At 41.9% G+C, this 19,126-nt stretch carries 14 protein-coding genes, 1 pseudogene and 1 other annotated feature; of the genes and pseudogenes, 5 read left to right on the forward strand and 10 right to left on the reverse strand.

The window, feature by feature from the left end; translation table 11 throughout:
* Window position 1: 1 nt before the first annotated feature.
* From FZC76_RS08420 to FZC76_RS08455, 9 genes and pseudogenes are all read right to left on the reverse strand, one after another.
* The gene (locus FZC76_RS08420; protein WP_392396826.1) at window positions 2–544 is read right to left on the reverse strand and encodes a prepilin peptidase; all 543 of its coding nucleotides are present in this window, start codon (window positions 542–544) and stop codon (window positions 2–4) included.
* 3 nt (window positions 545–547) lie between these two features.
* Window positions 548–757 (reverse strand): annotated as a pseudogene (locus FZC76_RS23680) (prepilin peptidase); the annotation flags it as partial.
* A 22-nt stretch (window positions 758–779) separates the two neighbouring features.
* The gene (locus tag FZC76_RS08425; protein ID WP_148987788.1) at window positions 780–1,178 is read right to left on the reverse strand and encodes a type II secretion system protein; all 399 of its coding nucleotides are present in this window, start codon (window positions 1,176–1,178) and stop codon (window positions 780–782) included.
* Between the two features lie 95 nt (window positions 1,179–1,273).
* On the reverse strand, window positions 1,274–2,482 hold the full coding sequence (locus FZC76_RS08430; RefSeq protein ID WP_148987789.1) for a type II secretion system F family protein: 1,209 nt from the start codon (window positions 2,480–2,482) through the stop codon (window positions 1,274–1,276).
* Window positions 2,475–3,521, reverse strand: coding sequence for a type IV pilus twitching motility protein PilT (locus tag FZC76_RS08435; RefSeq protein WP_148987790.1), 1,047 nt, complete (start codon window positions 3,519–3,521; stop codon window positions 2,475–2,477). Before FZC76_RS08435 ends, FZC76_RS08430 begins: the two co-directional genes overlap by 8 nt.
* Before the next feature lie 10 nt (window positions 3,522–3,531).
* A complete protein-coding gene (locus FZC76_RS08440; protein ID WP_148987791.1) occupies window positions 3,532–5,199 on the reverse strand; it encodes a GspE/PulE family protein in 1,668 nt (555 codons plus the stop codon).
* 22 nt (window positions 5,200–5,221) lie between these two features.
* A complete protein-coding gene (locus tag FZC76_RS08445; RefSeq protein ID WP_148987792.1) occupies window positions 5,222–6,694 on the reverse strand; it encodes a VanW family protein in 1,473 nt (490 codons plus the stop codon).
* 708 nt (window positions 6,695–7,402) lie between these two features.
* A complete protein-coding gene (locus FZC76_RS08450) occupies window positions 7,403–9,136 on the reverse strand; it encodes a sensor domain-containing diguanylate cyclase (RefSeq protein WP_262372527.1) in 1,734 nt (577 codons plus the stop codon).
* A 108-nt stretch (window positions 9,137–9,244) separates the two neighbouring features.
* On the reverse strand, window positions 9,245–10,522 hold the full coding sequence (locus FZC76_RS08455; RefSeq protein ID WP_187441999.1) for a bifunctional folylpolyglutamate synthase/dihydrofolate synthase: 1,278 nt from the start codon (window positions 10,520–10,522) through the stop codon (window positions 9,245–9,247).
* A gap of 181 nt (window positions 10,523–10,703) precedes the next feature.
* On the opposite strand from FZC76_RS08455, the gene FZC76_RS08460 reads away from it, so the two are divergent.
* Genes FZC76_RS08460 through FZC76_RS08470 form a run of 3 tightly spaced genes read left to right on the forward strand, consistent with a single transcriptional unit; the run spans window position 10,704 to window position 13,815 of the window.
* Complete coding sequence (locus tag FZC76_RS08460; RefSeq protein ID WP_148987795.1) at window positions 10,704–11,609, forward strand: ATP-grasp domain-containing protein; 906 nt, start codon at window positions 10,704–10,706, stop codon at window positions 11,607–11,609.
* A complete protein-coding gene (locus FZC76_RS08465) occupies window positions 11,606–12,484 on the forward strand; it encodes an ATP-grasp domain-containing protein (RefSeq protein WP_148987796.1) in 879 nt (292 codons plus the stop codon). The genes FZC76_RS08460 and FZC76_RS08465 overlap by 4 nt, the downstream gene beginning before the upstream one ends.
* A complete protein-coding gene (locus FZC76_RS08470) occupies window positions 12,481–13,815 on the forward strand; it encodes a bifunctional folylpolyglutamate synthase/dihydrofolate synthase (RefSeq protein ID WP_148987797.1) in 1,335 nt (444 codons plus the stop codon). Before FZC76_RS08465 ends, FZC76_RS08470 begins: the two co-directional genes overlap by 4 nt.
* 355 nt (window positions 13,816–14,170) lie before the next feature.
* Here the strand turns inward: FZC76_RS08470 and FZC76_RS08475 are convergent, their stop codons facing one another.
* Window positions 14,171–16,819 (reverse strand): valine--tRNA ligase, encoded by a 2,649-nt coding sequence (locus tag FZC76_RS08475; protein ID WP_148987798.1) that lies wholly within the window; start codon window positions 16,817–16,819, stop codon window positions 14,171–14,173.
* A gap of 214 nt (window positions 16,820–17,033) precedes the next feature.
* Window positions 17,034–17,280 (reverse strand) — a binding site (T-box leader).
* A 182-nt stretch (window positions 17,281–17,462) separates the two neighbouring features.
* Here FZC76_RS08475 and FZC76_RS08485 point away from each other — a divergent pair.
* Complete coding sequence (locus FZC76_RS08485) at window positions 17,463–17,651, forward strand: hypothetical protein (RefSeq protein ID WP_010195840.1); 189 nt, start codon at window positions 17,463–17,465, stop codon at window positions 17,649–17,651.
* 149 nt (window positions 17,652–17,800) lie between these two features.
* Entirely contained in the window at window positions 17,801–19,108 is a 1,308-nt protein-coding gene (locus FZC76_RS08490; protein WP_148987799.1) for a globin-coupled sensor protein, read from the forward strand.
* The last annotated feature ends 18 nt before the right edge of the window (window positions 19,109–19,126 follow it).

The raw sequence follows: 19,126 nt of genomic DNA on the forward strand, positions 1-19,126 counted from the left end.
ACTAGAAGAGTAAAGTAAAATACCAATGCAGTATTTGTTCCCCTTTAAAATATGTAATAAGTGCAGCGAGTGCGATAGAAGGCCCAAACGGAAACGGGACACCCCTTTTGACTTTTCCAAACATCATCCCTACTAGCGCTGCAATCATGCCAATGAGGGAGGATAGGAAAAACGTTAGAATCACAAGTTCCCACCCTAAAACAAACCCCAATACAGCAAACAGTTTGACATCGCCTCCACCCATACCGCCTTTTGAAATGATGGCGACCAAAAAGGGAATCAAGAACCCCACTGCCATTCCAATGAGATGCTCAGGTATAGGTTGGTACGGAATGAAAAAGCGTTCTAAGATGAATAGTCCTAAGAAGAAAAGTAAAATCTTGTTTGGGATAATCATATAATGCAAGTCTGATATAACAATAATAATCAACATAGAAATGAAGGTCCATGCGACGATTAGTTCATACGTCCATCCCATTAGAATCGGAGCTAGGACAAAAAGCACAGCCGTTAAAAGCTCGAATAATGGATAAATAGGAGACACGGACTTTTGACAGTGCCGACATCTCCCTTTAAGAAATACATATGAAAGGACGGGAACTAAATCTAGCCCCGTCAATGTGGTCTTGCAATTCGTACAATGTGATCTTGGTGTGACTATTGACTCACCCTTTGGAATCCGAAGGCCTACTACGTTGTAGAAGGAGCCTAGGAGGAGGGCGAAGACAAAGACTAATAAAGTAGAGTAATTATTCATCAATAATATCCGAATAAAAATATTAATCTTCTTCTATTTCAGTAGTTGTCTTTGGCTCAACAGTAATTGCTGATTTTCCGGTAGGTGTTAACACTACACTTGTAACTTTATCACCTGAAATGTTAATAACAATAGAACTGTATTCAGAGGAATCGAAATTCTCTAGATACTCAGTTATATCTGCAATATCTAAAGTTGTACCTGTAGCTAAAGCTGGTTCATTAATTAAAGCAAGTCTTGCAGCACTCATTACTTGTTGAGCTGAAGCTTCGTGTGCATCTTCTCTTGAATTTTCAATAATGTTACTAATACTAGGTATAGCAATCGCAGCAATAATCCCCAAAATAACAACAACAGCAAGTAATTCGATCAAAGTTAATCCTTTTTCGTTTTTAAGCATTTTTCTACATTTTTGTAACATCGTAATTTTCCTCCCTATATGGAAATATGTAGTATTCGAATCTAATATAATTCTATTATACTATCTTTCAAATTTCAATAAGATTTTACACGTTTCTACATCTGAATGTGGTTAAAAATATCGAACATTGGAACTAGAATGGATGTGACTATAGTCCCTACTATGACAGCGAGCACAACAATCATTAATGGTTCTATTAGACTCTTTAATCTGTCGGTTGCATAGTCTACTTCCTTCTCATAGAACTCAGCGATTTTATCCAGCATGGAATCCAATGATCCCGTGCTTTCTCCGATAGTGATCATTTGCGTAACAAGTGGTGGGAATGCCCAATGATCTTTCATGGGACCTGTAAGAGACTCCCCTTTTTCTAGTTCTATTTTACTAGCAGCTAGCACTCGCGCAATGACTTCGTTCTCGACAATCTTCTCAACAATCGATATAGCCTGTAGAATAGGCACCGAACTGGAAAATAAAGAACTAAGTGTCCTTGTTAATCTGGCAATAACCGCCTTTTGTAACAGCGGCCCGAAGATAGGAATTCGCAGTAAAGCATAGTCAATATAGTATTTGGTCTGTTTCTGTTTACTCATTGCACTTAAGCCCACTACAGCTGCTAACACAATTAGAAGAAACAACCACCAAAAGCTCTGCATCCATTCACTTGCCCCAAGGACAAATCTCGTAATTAACGGAAGATCAGCTCCAAAATCACTGAACATCGCCACGAACGTTGGTACTACGCCTACAAGTAAAAAGATAACGACTCCAATGGCGATAACCCCAAGTACAAGCGGATAAGTTAAGGCAGACACGATCTTTTGTCTTGTCTCGTTCTGCTTTTCAAACTGTGTTGCGAGGCGATCTAACGTATCGTCCAGAGCACCGCTTGCTTCCCCCGCTTTGATCATATTGATGAACATAGTGGAAAATACCTTTGGATGCTTGGCTGCCGCCTCTGATAGCGGATTCCCCTGTTTCATCTCTTCTTCCACATCAAACAATACCCGCTTCAACGCCTTACTGGAAGTTTGTTGTGCCAGAACATTCGTCGCCTCTACCACTGATATTCCCGCACGGATCAGGGTGGAAAATTGGCGCAGAAAGATGACAAAGTCACGAAGCTTAACTGGGTTCCCGATGGTAATTTCTTTTGTAAAAATGGATTCTGGAACTTCCTCGAGATTCATGACTCGAATCCCTTTTTCTTTTAACGTCACAATCGCTTCCCTGCGTGAGCTGCTTGTGATGCTTCCTGTTTGCTTGCCGGCTGTATTTCTGCCGGTATAGGTGAACCTAGGCATGATGCATCGACTCCTGTAAGAAGCTTTCGGCTGATAATCTGCTTATATCGCCTTGTTGGATGAGCCTTTTAATGCTCATATCCAGTGTGTGCATCCCTTGCGCCTTGCTTGTCTGCATCACATTTTGGATTTGATGAATTTTTTCGTTGCGGATAAGATTGGCCACTGCCGGTGTATTGACTAAAATCTCCGTGGCTACCTTTCTTCCCTGTCGGTCAATGGTTGGAAACAAACGTTGGGAAACAATAGAAACCAATACGGACGCAAGTTGAATGCGAATTTGCGCCTGCTGTGGGCCAGGAAATACATCAATAATACGGTCAATGGTGGATGGTGCACTTGTCGTATGTAGAGTACCTAAAACAAGATGTCCCGTTTCTGCTGCCGTTATCGCTGTCTGTATCGTTTCTAAGTCACGTAATTCCCCTACCAAAATGATGTCTGGATCTTGGCGCAGAGATGCGCGTAAACCTGATGCAAAGCTTCCGGTATCAATGCCGACTTCACGCTGGTCAATCATACATTGATTATGGCGATGCAAATATTCAATCGGGTCTTCGAGTGTAATGATATGTTTTTTCTGCGATCTGTTCATAAAATCAATCATCGATGCTAGAGTGGTCGATTTCCCACTACCTGTAGGTCCTGTTACGAGAATCAATCCTTGAGGCTTGTCCATCAATGATTGAAGGATTGACGGCAATTGCAGTTCTTCCAATGACGGAATTCTTGTTGGAATAATACGTATCGCTATCGCTACAGAGTTACGTTGTCTGTAAGCATTCACACGGAACCTCGAAATTCCCGGGACACTATAGGAAAAGTCCAGATCCCCTTTTTCTACAAAGCGGTCCCACATAAATTCGGGAATCATTTGCTTGGCCAATGTTTCCGTGTCTTCAGGAGTCAGGGTATTTTCTCCATATCGCTTTAGCTCTCCATTGATACGAAAGACAGGCGGCACTCCGACCGAGAGATGAATGTCTGACGCTTTGAATTCATATGCGGCATGAAGCCAACTATTTATCTTTTCTATCATCGTCATTCACCTACTCTGATAAAGCGACACGCAAGATTTCCTCTGTTGTCGTTAGTCCCATTTTTACTTTTTCCAACCCATCATCTATTAAAAAGACGGTATCTTGTTCATATGCTAATTCCCGAATGTTGGAAACAGATTCGTTGTTCATGATCATCTTTTTCATTTTGTCATTGATGACTAAAAGCTCATGGATGGCAAGACGACCTTTGTACCCTGTCATATTGCATGTTCCACAGCCTTTTCCGCGCGGTACCTTTTCGACGGTTAAGCCGCGTTTGGCAAAGATCTCAATCTCCCTTGCTGTCGGTTCTTCCATTTTGGCGCAATCACGGCATACTTTTCTTACCAAACGCTGGGCAAGCACTCCATTGATGGAGGAAGCCACAAGGAATGGCTCTACCTTCATATCAATTAATCTTGTGATGGTACTGATAGAATCATTGGTATGCAGGGTGCTCAATACCAGGTGACCTGTTAAAGAAGCACGAATGGCTACTTCTGCTGTTTCTCTGTCTCGGATCTCCCCTACCATGATTACATTCGGGTCTTGTCGGAGAATGGCACGAAGCCCTTTGGCAAAGGTCATGCCGACATTTGTATTCACTTGAATTTGATTGATTCCTTCTAACTGATACTCTACTGGATCTTCGACGGTAATGATGTTGATTTCTTCACTGTTTAAGTGATTTAATGCTGCATAAAGCGTAGATGACTTTCCAGATCCGGTTGGACCGGTAATCAGAATGATCCCAGTTGGTCGATGAATCAAGTCCATAAATCGCTCGTTGTTCTTTTTATTGAACCCCAGCTGAGAAATATCGTTCAATGCGCTGCTCATATCGAGAATACGCATAACGATTTTCTCTCCGAACACGGTAGGCAATGTGGATACACGAACATCTACAGGATGAAAATCAATATTCGTTTTGATTCTACCGTCCTGCGGTACACGGTGTTCGGTAATATCCATTTTTCCAAGTATCTTAATTCTTGCTATCAATACGTTTTGTGTATGTTTTGGTAGTGTCCTCTCGGTGCGAAGTACGCCGTCAATACGGTAGCGAACGACCACTTTCGTTTCATGAGGATCAATATGAATATCACTGGCTCTTTGTTGGACTGCATTTTGAAGGAGCTGATTCACAATTCGTACGATTGGTGAGTCATCCTCTGTAATACTCTCTTCCTGCACCTTCATTTCCACATTAGGTTCGAAACCATCTAAAAGTTCGTCCATGGAGTCAGTTGTTTCATAATATTTATTGATGGATCGCAGTATATCATCCTTGGTTGCAATAACCGGCTCCACTTCAAACCCTGTGGATAAACGCAGGTCATCCATGGCGAAGAAATCCATCGGATCTGCCATTGCAACAAACAGTTTATCTTGTTCTTTTTTCAACGGAATGATTAGGTTTCTCTTTGCAAAATCCTTGGAGATTAAATGAATTAATTTTTCATCTAGCGGATAACGGTATAAGCTGACATGCGGTATTCCTAATTGGAATTCTAACACCTCAATCAGCTGCTGTTCCGTAATATATCCTTTTTGAAGCAGGACATCTCCAATTTTCTGATCACGTGTTTTTTCTTTTAATGCGCTCTGCAATTGACTTTCTGTGATGATCCCGGCATCAACTAGCAGGTCACCAAGTCTTTTTCTGATTTGTACCATTGGATTCATCCTTTTGCGTTACTTATTTACCGTTATAGCCACTGCCAGTTCCCGGATTATTATCATCATCGTTAGAATTCCCGTTACCTGAACCTGTGTTGTTAGTATTGTTCGTGCCACCTGTATTGGTATTACTATTCGTTGTGCCACCGGTGTTCGTATTTTGGTTTCCAGTTGTCTGGTTATTTGTACCAGAAGTATTTGTATTAGTATTAGTATTTGTATTGCCAAGGTTTGTGTTCGTCCCAGTATTGGTATTCGTTCCGGTATTCGTATTCGTCCCGGTATTCGTATTCGTCCCGGCATTATTTCCAATTGTATTCGGATTCGATGTATCCGTTGTAACGACCGGTTTGGTCAATGCGTGTAATTCCACGCGCTGGATTGGGGCATAGAAGTCTTCACTATAAACGATGGTTTCTGTAATCTGCCCTGATGCATCTGTTGCCGTTCGAACGAGCTGAACATATGCACCATTTTTGCCTGACTCTTTTACACGCGTTCCGGATCCCGGTATAGACGCCGAATACTGGACGACCGTTTTAGGTGAAAGAGTCTGCATTTCCACTTGCTCCACTTCATAGGTGTATGGAAGTGGCCCACCCTTTAGTTCCCCTGTAAGGGATGCGCCATTGACTGAGACGGAAATGGTATATTCACTCGTATTTGGGTTAGTAAAAGCAAAATCCATCTTTTCTTTTTGGTAACGTGCTTCATAGCCTTCAGATGCCCAAATAGGAAGTTCTTTGGAAATATGTCGCTCTACTACGTCAAAGTTGGTAGGTGCAATTAATTCGAATAGCATGGAAGCAAACATGCTCGCAGCCTCATCAGATAGAGTAAGCTCTTCATTCTCTAACCAAGTCTCCACTGAGAACCCTTCATTTCCTCGAAGTTTAATTTCCTTTCCGTCCAATGTTTCTTGTAACTCTGTCATACCCGTTTGTCCTGCAATATTCAAAGTGATTTGAAGATTTGTCTGTTCCATCACTTCATCATCCACAAGGTAATCAGAAAATGAAAAAGTATGGTCTCCTTCTTTGAGGTGAGAAGCTACAACTTCTACATCCTTTTTCAGTTTTTCTGTATCCATAGCAGCAAATATATCGGAAGTTTGAGAGAGTAGTTCAATCTGTTCCAGCAATGTTCCATTAGGAAGTTCTACCTTCAACGGATTATGAGAACCATCCTCTGCAAGCTCTATAGATTCAGGAATGTAAAAGGTGAATACTTCTTTTGAAAGAGGTTGCAGCTCTCCCGCCCATTCTAAATAAATCGTTCCATTAGATAACCAACTGTTTTTAGCAGCCTCCACCTTCTCTAATGCATCTGTTTTAGATGTATTGCTCACTTCTGCATTTGCAATAAGCGTTGCTTCAGAAAATGAATTGGTGTGCGGCAACCACTGATTCGTGACCAGGGTTCCCACTTGTGAAAAACCAAAAATAAATAATGTACAAACTAGCAAAGCAACCAAGAGTTTAATACTTTGCATCCCATTCCCTCCAAACAATCACCTAATCTGTTTTATAAATTCTATCAAGAGTTTTCTAGTAGTCTTTCGTTGACCGGCTAGTTATGCTATTTTTTTGATCCATTGTGTGTTGTTTGTCTGTTGTAGTTATGAATAATGGCAATCTTTGAAGAAGAATAGCGGTAAGCAGCAGAAGAAGTATCATTGATAGTATGCTATGCCATAGAGTGAGAAGTTCAAATATGTATATTCCTAACACGCTGACCACAAATGCGATTGTGGGAATGACCCATTTTCCTATTTTAGAAAATTTCTTTGGAAATAAAAAGAATAGTGCCAATAGTAATAGAAGTGCCAGACCGGCAAATAGATAGTCCCCCAATTCGTCACCGCTTTCTGTGTATTTTTACGTATCTTGTAGAAGTTAGTAGACTATTGTAATTGTATAATAAAGCCAGGTAATTTGAAATAGTAGATTACAAGATAAAACATTTTATTGAAAAAATTGTTTATTAGGGATGTTACATTAACGCCCTGTTTCTTTTTGTTTCAGGTGTTCGCTTTCCTAGGGACGGTGTTTGAGCCTCCTCGCTACGCTGCGGGGTCTCAACCTACCGCTTTCTCCCTAAGGAGTCTCCCACCTTGCTCTTCAGTCAACAGGGGAGATTTTTTATAAAATCTCATAATGTAATGAAAAAACTCTCGCCACGATTAACGAGAGTTTTTTATTTATGAAGTTTTCCGATACTCCGCAACTTTATTCCTGCCAGCCTTCTTCGCCCCAACATACATCGCTCTGTCTGCGTGGCGGATCAAGTCAAGTGTGTCTTCGGCATCATCTGGTGCTGTGGCAAACCCGATGCTTGCCGTTACTTTCACCAGCTGAGCTCCCTGGGTTTCTCGGATATGCTGTTTCAATGCAAAGGATCTTGTCGCAAGGTTCAACCTGATGCGTTCGGCGAGTTCAAAGCATTGTCCACGTTCCATGTCAGGGAGTAAAATGACGAACTCTTCTCCCCCATAACGAGCAACTGTCCCTTTACTACCAACAAGAACGGTGAGCCTTTCAGCGACCTGCATGAGAATCTCATTGCCGCTCTGATGTCCATACACATCATTAATTTTCTTAAAGTGATCAAGATCTAACATCATGAGGGACAGAGATCTTGAATGTCCTTTGTTTAGTTTATCGAATTCTTTATCTAGTACACTTTCAAAAAAGCGATAGTTGTATAGTTTAGTTAATGCGCAGCGTTCACTTTTCTGTTTGGTCTCTTGATAGTGGCGAGCTTTTTCCATTGCCACCCCAAAGTAAGAACATAGAATGTCAACAATCATTAATTGCGATTTATCATAAGTCCGTTTGGATGTGCTCGCTAACAACACAAGCCCTTCAATCTTGTGATTTCGGATAACCGGAACACACATAAGACTCTCAATATTTGGGGGAAGATGCGATTTAGACATATGCTTCCACTCTTTTTTAGTCAAATAGCATACGCTTTTTCCACGTTTCAGCATATAAGCCAGAAGTTCTTCATCATCTGTATGCAAAATAGCATTGGTCTCCACACTGTTCTGCTTGTCCATGACGCGAAGGATTTTCATGATTTTTTCTCCATTCACATCAATGATGGCAGCATAGTCCACCTTAAAGAGCGTCGATATTTTATCTAGGAAGACATCTAGAACGCCTTGAGTATCAAGTCTTTCCGTCAACTGATGTCCTACATCCGCTGCTTGCTGTAAGTGTACATTTACCTTTTGACTAGAATGATAGAGTTGAAGAATAAGCGTAAGGATGACAAAAGGCAAACCTACGTATAGTAGTGCTATTGGACCAACTTGTTCATATAGAATGTATAGGATCAAGCCCACCGGCAAGACCATGATACTAGTAACAGCATCCCATTTGGTGTCAGGTGTGATGAATTTGCTTTTACGTTCATAGATTTGTACTTGTATAAAATAAAGTGCCACTGTATTAAGCGTAAAATAAACTAGTTCATGGGCAAGAATCGGAGTGATGACACCGATGTTCAATAGTCTCGTATCTCCCGGGGTCCCCCCAAATAAATAGAATACGAACCCTGCAATTAAGGAAATGCTTGAAAACATGAGCATATTGATAGGAATCCTTAGTCTATTTTCCCTATTAAAGCGCATATAAGCCATCAACGCTAGGACGGAGACTAAGGTCACAATCATTTCAATGAATATACCGAAGGATAAGAGGGCTGCCAAGGAAACACCCTGTGCCAGAAACAAAGGTACCTCTCCGACGACGATTGGGATAAGGGCGAGTATGATAGCCAACGCCAGAAATCCAATAAGATGCCACATCGGCAAATCTTCTAACACAACAGGAGAAAGCTGATATCCGAGCCATAAAAAGATTGGAACCAGGACAACAAAGCTTGTCCAGATTACCACTTCTTTTTGGCGACTAACTGCTTGACCCACCAAACTAACCCCTCCCTTCTTTATCCTTTTTTCGACAACACTTTCACAATAATTAAATATTATCAAATTTTCTAACATTTGTCACAACAAAAATAGGATAATTATCCCTTATTTCTTTTCCCTACCTTTTGTGAGTTTAGTCCTAATTTCTGAGATGAAATATAAGGAACCGGTAATCAGCAACACAGAATTGTTCCCAATCCTTGATATAGCTGTCTGTAACGCCATTCTCCAATCCTCTTCAAACTCTCTTCTATGATGGTCGCTCACTTTACATATATCCTCTGCACGAGCCGCCCTCGGAAAATCAAAGGAAGTGAAAATAATTTCATCCGCGATATGTTCCAATTTTCCAACCATCATTTCAATTGGTTTATCTTTCAAGGCACTGAAAAGTACTACTATCTTTTTTTTGGAAAACTTCCTATCTATTGAATTCACTAACGCGTCAATAGCCTCTTCATTATGGGCACCGTCAAGAATAATAAGAGGTTCTTTTTGGAAGATCTCAAATCTTCCAGGGTGCACAGTTTTCAATAGCCCAGCTTTTAACACACTCTCATCATATTCCAGCTCCAACTTTTCTATTAATAGTGTATAAGCCATGATGGCCAATGAAGCGTTGGCTGCCTGATGATCTCCATACAGCGATAACTCTAATTCCTCCACGCTTTTCCTTGCAGATCTAAAAGAGAGCCTTTCACCTTCTTCCAATTGATAGAAAAAATCTTCTTCCATAAAATAAAGTGGACTTTCTTTCTGCAAAGCTTCTTTTTGAATTACTTCTTTTGCCGCAGACTTTTGTTCCCCGGAAATAATCGGAACTCCGCTTTTGATGATACCTGCTTTATGATAGGCAATTTCTTCAACTGACGATCCAAGGAATCCTATATGGTCATGTCCAACATTAGTGATGATGCTAAGCACTGGGGTCATCACATTCGTGGAATCCTCTCTCCCCCCAAGTCCTACTTCAATCAACGCGATATCGACTTTTTGGATCGTGGCAAAATAATAAAAAGCCATGGCCGTTTGCAGTTCGAATTCCGTTAACCCAGCTTGATCTAACCCATGTTTAGTAAACACCTGAATAATTTCTATCATTTCTTCATCTGTTATGTGTGTTCCATTGACAGAGATTTGATCATTGATGAATTGATAAGCTGGTGAATGGAACACCCCTACCTTTAATTCAGCTTCTATTAATATCCCCTCTAAAAAACGCAAAGTGGATCCTTTCCCGTTTGTTCCTCCGATATGTACCACCTGAATTTGATCTTGCGGATTACCGACTCGCTCTAAAAACTGGACAATTCTGTCCAAACCGAGGTTTATTTCATTTTTTAACGTAAAATTCACTTGCTCTTGCAAATCTTTAAATGACAAAAACATATTAATCTCCTTTTTGCTAATAGGCATATTCTAATCTTCCCTGTTAGGTTAAAATTAATAATAAATATTATCGGGTACTAGCTTTTTATTTTCCTTCTCAAACTATATATTAATAAAACATTTGGATACAACTGTTTTCAAGAATAGTTATTTTAAGAATTTTGGAGGATCACACATGAAACATATAGTATGCTGGATTATTTATAATGGAAATCTCCCTGAGCAAAAATTTATCGAACTGGCAGAATGGTTTGATAAGGAAGCTAGAAAACACCATTTCTCCACTAAGCTATTGAAAAATAATGAACTGTTTCCGAGCGTGACTGATGGGAGAGCAATATTGGAAGGCACTCATAATCAACAGGAGCTGCCAGATTTCGTTTTTTTCCTTGATAAAGATGTGTTACTTGCCCGCCACCTCGAAAAGATGGGTATCCCCGTTTATAACAGTGCTGCCTGCATTGAGATCTGTGATAACAAATCGCTCACATTTCAAACTCTTGCAGATCACGGGATACCTATGCCGAAAACTCTGTTAGCACCAATGGTATTTCACGCTCATGAGAATGTAGAACCCTTTTACCATGCCGCAGAATCTCTAGGTTTTCCACTTGTCGTAAAGGAAGCTTACGGTTCATTTGGCATGCAGGTTTATTTGATTCAAACAATAGATGAACTGCTATTGAAAGTGAAGGAGTTAGGAAATCGACCATTTCTTATGCAAGAATTCATCTCTTCAAGCAAAGGCAAGGACATACGCCTGAATGTTGTGGGAGATAAGGTGGTTGCCTCCATGATGCGTGTCTCCGAAACTGATTTCAGGGCTAACGTGAGTAACGGGGGAAGGATGTTTAGGTATGAACCAACAGACACTGAAAAAGAAGTTGCGATTAAAAGCGCAAAACTTGTCGGTGCAGACTTCGCTGGGGTAGACCTCCTATTTGCTGAAGATGGCTCCCCGCTTGTCTGTGAAATTAACTCCAATGCTCATATCAAAAATATCTTTGATTGCACGGGTATTAATGTTGCGACCTATATTGTTCCGCATATTTTGCAGAAGTGGAGAGAATCCAAGCAATGAGAACGAAAGGCTGGCTTATTTACGAAGCAAAACATGCAAAAAAGAATCAAGGTTTTATTCAATGGTTTTTGGATGAGGCAAAAGAGCTGGAAATGGAGTTAGATTTCATCCTGCAGTCCAGAATATCTTTTGGAGTTCAAAATAATGAATTGGTCATTGTGCTAGATGGAGAAACAATGGCCCCCCCAGACTTTGTCATCATGAGAAACATCGATCCACTTTTTAATGAACAACTAGAACGCATGAACATTCCTTGCTTCAACTCCAACCACGTTTCAGTCATTTGTAATGATAAGGCGAGGACCCATCAATACTTGGCAGGCAAAGGGCTACCGATGTTGGATACGTATTTCACTACAACTGAGGAACTCCTGTCAGGAAACCTGCCTATCCCATTCCCGTTTATCATAAAAGCACGGACAGGCAGGGGAGGCGGGGATGTTTTTATGGTGGAGGGGGTTGAACAGTTGGAAGCAGTCCATACGCAACTATCCGATCGTTCCATTATCCTTCAACCACTTGCCGGATCACCTGGTAAAGATTTACGAGTGTATGTATTAGGGCAGACCATCGTTGGAGCTGTACTTCGATCTAATTCCAAAAGCTTTAAAGCCAACTTCACATTAGGTGGTCAGGCAGAAGCATATACACTGAATGAATCGGAACGTACTATTGTATATAAAATAATTCAACAGTTTGATTTCGGTCTCGTTGGCATTGATTTTTTGTTTGATGAAAACGGTGGTCTCCTATTCAATGAAATAGAAGATGTGGTTGGTTGTCGAACATTATGCTTAACAAGTGACATCAATATTGTCAAAATGTACTTAGAATTTATTTTACAAAAGCTTGGATATAGAGTGGAACCTACATGAAATTTCTAACAATGAAGGAAGCTGTTCCTTATATCTATTCCTCACTGCTTAAAGCAAAGCCCTTTCAACAGGAGGAGAATGATGCGCTAACACGGGCGCCCCACTTAACGAAGGAACTATTGCACACTCTTGACCTTATCCCATCCAGTGACAAAGTAATTCTTGTCACCGGAAGTAAAGGAAAAGGCTCCACCTCACGTATGATGGCTGCCATCCTTAGAAAGATGGGATTGAAAGTTGGATTATTCACCTCTCCCCACCTGATTAATTATAATGAACGCATTCGGGTGAATGGAAAAGCAATATCCGATGAAGCGTTTTTAACCTATTTAAACTCTCATGGATCTACCATTGATAACATTACCGCTTCCATTGAAAATCCCCAACATTACCTTGGGCCGACGGGAATCTTGCTATCTATCGCTCTTGCCCATTTTCAATCAGAAGCCACCGACATCAATGTCATAGAAATAGGCCGCGGCGGCACATATGACGACACGAATGTATTGGAAAATAATTGGGCTGTTGTATCAAAGGTCATGGAAGAACATTTAGGTTTCTTAGGGCACTCTTTGGAGGATATCATTAGGCATAAAGTTGGGATTGTGAAAGAATGTACGAAATATGCGGTGATTGGGAAACAGTCCGAGGAAGCATTGGAGATGATGCGTGAGTTGCTTAGCGAGTCAGCGGCTTTTTGGGGTGAGGAATACATGCCTTCTAATGTGTCTGCTAGCTTAAGTGGAAGTACGTTTACATTACAGACCATGTTTTCGAGGTATGAGGATCTCTCCCTCCCATTATTGGGATCCTTTCAAGTGGAAAATGCGGCACTAGCGATTCAGGCGTGTGAAACAGTGATTGGAAGAGGGCTGCCGAGCGACTTATTGAAAGAAGCATTAAGGGAGTTAAGATGGCCTGGTAGACTAGAAGTGGTTGCTGATAACCCTACTGTAGTGTTGGACGGTTCCATCAACCGTGTTTCTGCTGCCTATTTAAAGGAAATCCTGCCACTCGTAGATTCCAAGAAGGTCGTTACTATCATTGCGGTACCTTCGAATAAAGATTATGAAGGAGTTATAAAGGTGTGCAGTGAGTTTTCGGATGTATTGATTGTGACGACGCCGGATAACTCGCATAAAACGTTTCCTGCTGATGCACTTGAGGTTGCCCGGAAATATCAAGCTGGGGCTATGGAAGTTGGCTTGCTATCAGAAGCTGTTGAGTTGGTGCAGACGTTTGAGCCCACTCTCATCTTCATTGTTGGAACACAGTCGATGATTGGAAGTGCCAAGGAGATTTGGAAGGATTCATTGATGGATATTGGATAGTTTGCCGCTTCGGCTACCTCTTTGAGGGTCGCCGGAGCGTTTTTTTTAGTTGGAGAGTCTTTATAGGAGGAACTTTGGAGACTGAATTTCTTGGTGGTTCTACATTTCCCGGATGACCTTCTACATTTCCCAAAGGAGGTTCTACCGTTTTGACGGAACCTTCGACCATTAACTGGCTAGGTTCTACCGTTTTCCAGCCACCTTCGACCTTTCAACATTTTTCGACACTCCACCACCGACACCCCTTACCGCAGTCAAACCTCCGACAATCCCCACCCTCCCCAAACAAAAAAAATCCTAAGCAGACATCCCATCAAAAAGGACATCCACCCAGGATCTATCTCACAAAAAGCACTTATCCCTTCAACTCATCAATGCGAGCTTGAACAGCATCACGCTTTTCTACATAATCTTTCTCTTTCGCTTTTTCTTCTTCAATAACATTTGCAGGTGCTTTCGCGATGAATCCTTGATTGGAAAGTTTCTTCTGCACGCGCTCTACTTCCTTATCAAGCTTCGCAAGCTCCTTGTTCAGACGGGCAATCTCCTCGTCTATATTGATTAGTCCAAGCAAAGGAAGAATCAATTCCGCTCCAGTAACAACTGCTGTCATCGCCTTCTCGCCGCCATCTAAGGCAACATCCGTTCCTATTAACAGCTCGCTTGGGTTACAGAAGCGCTCTAGGTAAGAACGGTTGCCCTCAAGCTTCTCAGCAATCTCAGAAGTTTTAGCTTTTACAAGCAATTTAACCTGTTTACTCATTGGCGTGTTTACTTCTGCACGAACATTACGTACGCTACGGATGATGTCTACAAGTAAACGCATATCTGCTGCCGCTTCCTTGTCCGTTAACTCATCGCGAACTTCCGGCCATTTTGCAGTCGTGATGGACTCGCCTTCGTGAGGAAGCTGCTGCCAGATCTCCTCAGTGATGAATGGCATGAACGGGTGTAACAGGCGCATGGTGTTATCTAGTACGTAAGCTAAAATAGAACGTGTTGTCTTTTTCGCGGTTTCATTTTCGCCGTACAATGGGATTTTCGCCATTTCGATATACCAGTCACAGAAATCATCCCAGATGAAGTTGTAAAGGGCACGGCCCACTTCACCGAACTCATATTTTTCAGCAAGCTTCGTTACTGTTTCAATTGTTTCATTCAAACGAGTGAGAATCCACTTGTCTGCAACGGATTTTTCTCCGCTCAAATCAATATCCTCAAACTTCATATCGCCCATGTTCATCAAGGCAAAACGGGATGCGTTCCAAATCTTGTTGGCAAAATTCCAAGTGGACTCTACTTTATCATAGCTGAAGCGTAGGTCTTGACCCGGCGAGCTTCCTGTTGATAGGAAGTATCGCAGAGAATCCGCACCGTACTTTTCGATAACTTCCATTGGATCAACACCGTTACCAAGAGATTTACTCATCTTGCGGCCTTCTTCATCACGAACCAGTCCGTGGATGAGAACATCTTTAAATGGACGCTCGCCAGTGAATTCAAGTCCTTGGAAAATCATACGGGAAACCCAGAAGAAAATGATATCGTAACCAGTTACTAAGGTACTTGTCGGATAGTAACGTTGATAGTCCAGAGATTCTGTTTCCGGCCAGCCCATGGTAGAGAACGGCCATAACGCAGAACTAAACCATGTATCAAGAACGTCTGTATCTTGCTCCCAGTTTTCGATATCTTCCGGTGGGTTATGGTCAACATGGATTTCTCCTGTTTCTTTGTGATACCAAGCCGGAATTCGGTGGCCCCACCATAGCTGACGGGAGATACACCAGTCGCGGATATTTTCCATCCAACGCATATATGTGTTCTCAAAACGGTTCGGTACAAAATTAACCTTGTCTTCTTGAGATTGAAGGTCAATCGCTTTATCCGCAAGTGGCTGCATTTTAACGAACCATTGTGTAGAGAGATATGGCTCGACTACTGCGCCGCTGCGCTCACTGTGACCAACAGAATGCATGTGCTCTTCAATTTTGAAAAGAACGCCACTTTCTTGAAGGTCTTTTACAAGCTGCTTACGGCATTCAAAACGGTCCATTCCATTGTACTTGCCGGCATTCTCGTTCATACTGCCGTCTTCATGCATAACCAGGATGCGCTCTAAGTTATGACGATTTCCGATTTCAAAGTCGTTCGGGTCGTGGGCAGGAGTGATTTTAACTGCACCGGAACCGAATTCCATGTCTACATAATCATCGGCAACGATTGGAATCTCACGGCATGTGATTGGAAGTGTTACCATTTTCCCGATTAAGTGCTTGTAGCGTTCGTCTTCCGGATGAACCGCAACCGCTGTGTCACCAAGCATTGTTTCAGGTCGCGTTGTTGCAATTTCAATGTGGCCAGAACCATCCGTCAGCGGGTATCTCATGTGATAGAAGGCGCCTTGAACATCTTGGTGGATTACCTCGATATCAGAAAGAGCCGTCTTTGTAGCAGGGTCCCAGTTGATAATGTATTCACCACGGTAGATAAGACCTTTTTTGTAAAGCGTTACGAACACTTCGTTAACCGCTTTAGATAGCCCTTCGTCCAATGTAAAACGCTCGCGGCTGTAATCGAGGCCAAGTCCTAGCTTGGACCATTGCTCTCTAATATGTTTTGCGTATTCGTCTTTCCACTTCCACGCTTCTTCCATGAATTTTTCACGGCCAAGGTCATAACGATTGATTCCTTGGTTGCGAAGCTTCTCGTCTACTTTTGCTTGTGTCGCGATTCCTGCATGGTCCATTCCTGGTAACCATAGAACGTCAAAGCCTTGCATGCGCTTCATGCGAGTGATGATGTCTTGCAGGGTGGTGTCCCATGCGTGACCTAGGTGAAGACGGCCCGTTACGTTTGGTGGCGGAATAACGATTGTGTATGGTGTTTTGTCTTGGTCGTTTGTCGCTTCAAAAAAGCGGCCGTCCAACCAGTATTGATAACGGTTTTTTTCGATTGTTTGTGGATCGTATTTTGTCGGAAGGTTTACTTCATTCATTTCCATCCTATTTCTCCTCCTGTTCTCATTTGTGGTTCTGTTGGACTCCGCTGTTGATTTCCGCGCCAGGCTTCGCTTTCCGCGGGGCGGTGCTTGAGTCTCCTCGGCTTCGCCTGTGGGGTCTCAAGTCTACCGCTACCTCCCGCCGGAGTCTCCGCCTTTCGCTCCAATCACCAGCTGTGAATCTTTCGAACCAAATAAAAAACTCCCTTCATCCAAATAAAAGGACGAAAGGAGTTAAGTTTCGCGGTACCACCTTTTTTTACAGGGTGAAAATAGATAGACTATCCCCTGTACACTCAAATCTGTTAACGGCTCTCCACCGGTTTCAACTACTAGACGCAGTGCGTTCGCTGAAACTACTCAAGGGCGACCTTCCAATCCGACGTTCCTGAGAAACCTTTCAGCTGATGGTTTCCCTCTCTAAAGGGGTCTGCAATTGTACTCTTCCCTGTCACTGTATTTGATCCTTATCTTATTACCTTACTATGTTACATAAAGGATATGCTAATAGTCAATAAGCTTCTCCAATTTTTTAATAAGTTATGCACAAAAAGAAATATTTGTTCCGAACTGGGCACTATTTTCCGCACCAAATCATATCTTAGGTATATATACATCGAGAAAAGTGTGCTTAAGGAGGTACCATATGCGAAAATATAACCCTTATTCCTTGCCGCCATGGTTGAGACAGGTTCGAGGGGTATGCGCACAATTCATCATTCCTATCTGCGTCTTTCAAGGAATACGTACCATCTTTCTTCCCACTACCTTTGACGTTCTCATACTTGCCATCTGCATCGTGGTTGCCATTTGCTTTCATTTGGAATGGATCTAGGCCACCTGAAAAACTGCCTCCAGATTGTCTGAGGCAGTTTTTATTTGGTTTTTCGACACATTCCCTATAGCTTATTTCCTAAAAATCATCCATAATACTACATAAAGATATGAATTTTCTACCAATTTCGACTTTAAAAGGAGACGTCCATGATTTCATTTATGCAAAAACCTAAAAAGATTCTTTACACTGCTGAGATGCAGTTTCCGGAAAGACAAGAAGTTGTCGGCCATTCAAAGGATACGGATTTGGCAAGCCGACTTTATTATATGGGTTTCACAAAGGAACATCTGCAAGCTTTACAAAATGCAAAACCCGTCATATTTGAACTACTAGATGAAGTACTTGAAAAGGTACTAGAACATTTATATAAACAACCTCCGATGAAACAGGTTGCCACAAGCAACTCTAGTAAGGAAAGACTGAAGGCCGTATTTGTTCTCTATTTTCAAAGTTTGTTAAGCGGAAAACTTGATGAAGACTTCTATAAGATGCGAAAAAGAATCGGACAAACTCACAACGGGGTACATCTGCCTGTCACATGGTTTTTGGCGACCTATTCTGCCATGCAGACCCTTCTCCTTCCGAAAGTGGTGGAGTTGCTTCAGGACAGCCCAAAAGACCTTGTTACTACGCTAACCGCGTTAACACATATTATAAACTTGGACTCACAGCTTGTCGTGGAAGAGTATATCCATGTGCGTATTGACTTGCTTGAACAAGCAAATGAAGCAAACCGGATATTGCAGGCTGAGCTTACTAAAATTAGTGAAGAAGTTGCCGGTACCGTGACAGAAACGGAAGAGACGATTCAAACTGTAACCTTAAAAGCTGAAGAAGTTTTGAAGGACACCGATCTCACACAAAAAAGCAGTCAAAACTTGCTGCACCTAACTAATGACAATGAGATGCAGATGGAGAAAATGGTAGGAAATTTTGAGGAAGTCATGAAGGAAGTCAGTCAGTCACTTGAAGAAATGCACACATTGAAATCGGTATCAGAAGAAATTATCACGATGACACAAGGAATCGACAATATCGCCGATCAAACAAACCTATTGGCACTGAACGCTTCCATTGAAGCAGCACGTGCCGGTGATGAAGGACGAGGATTCGCGGTTGTTGCGAGTGAAGTACGCAAACTTGCCGAAAGCTCGAAGGAACTTAGCAGCAAAATCAAAGTACTTATTGATAAGAGTGATCAGCAAATCACCAATGTGACGAGCATGATGTCATCTATGCACAAAGTGACTGAGCAGTCTCAGCAGAATATCGTCCAAGTGAAGGGTGGCATTGTCACAGTCAAAATGGAGATGGATAACTATTTGGACCGTTTCAACAAAAACAAAGCAGACCTTGATATCATTGTTAATTCTTTTAAAGAAATTAATCAATCGACAGTCAACTTGTCGGTGTTGACTGATGCGTTGCTGGCAAAAGCCGTTCATAAAGCATAAAAAAGCAGGCCCATCCAG

The sequence above is a fragment of the Sutcliffiella horikoshii genome (assembly GCF_008180725.1).
GTDB lineage: Bacteria > Bacillota > Bacilli > Bacillales > Bacillaceae_I > Sutcliffiella_A > Sutcliffiella_A horikoshii_B.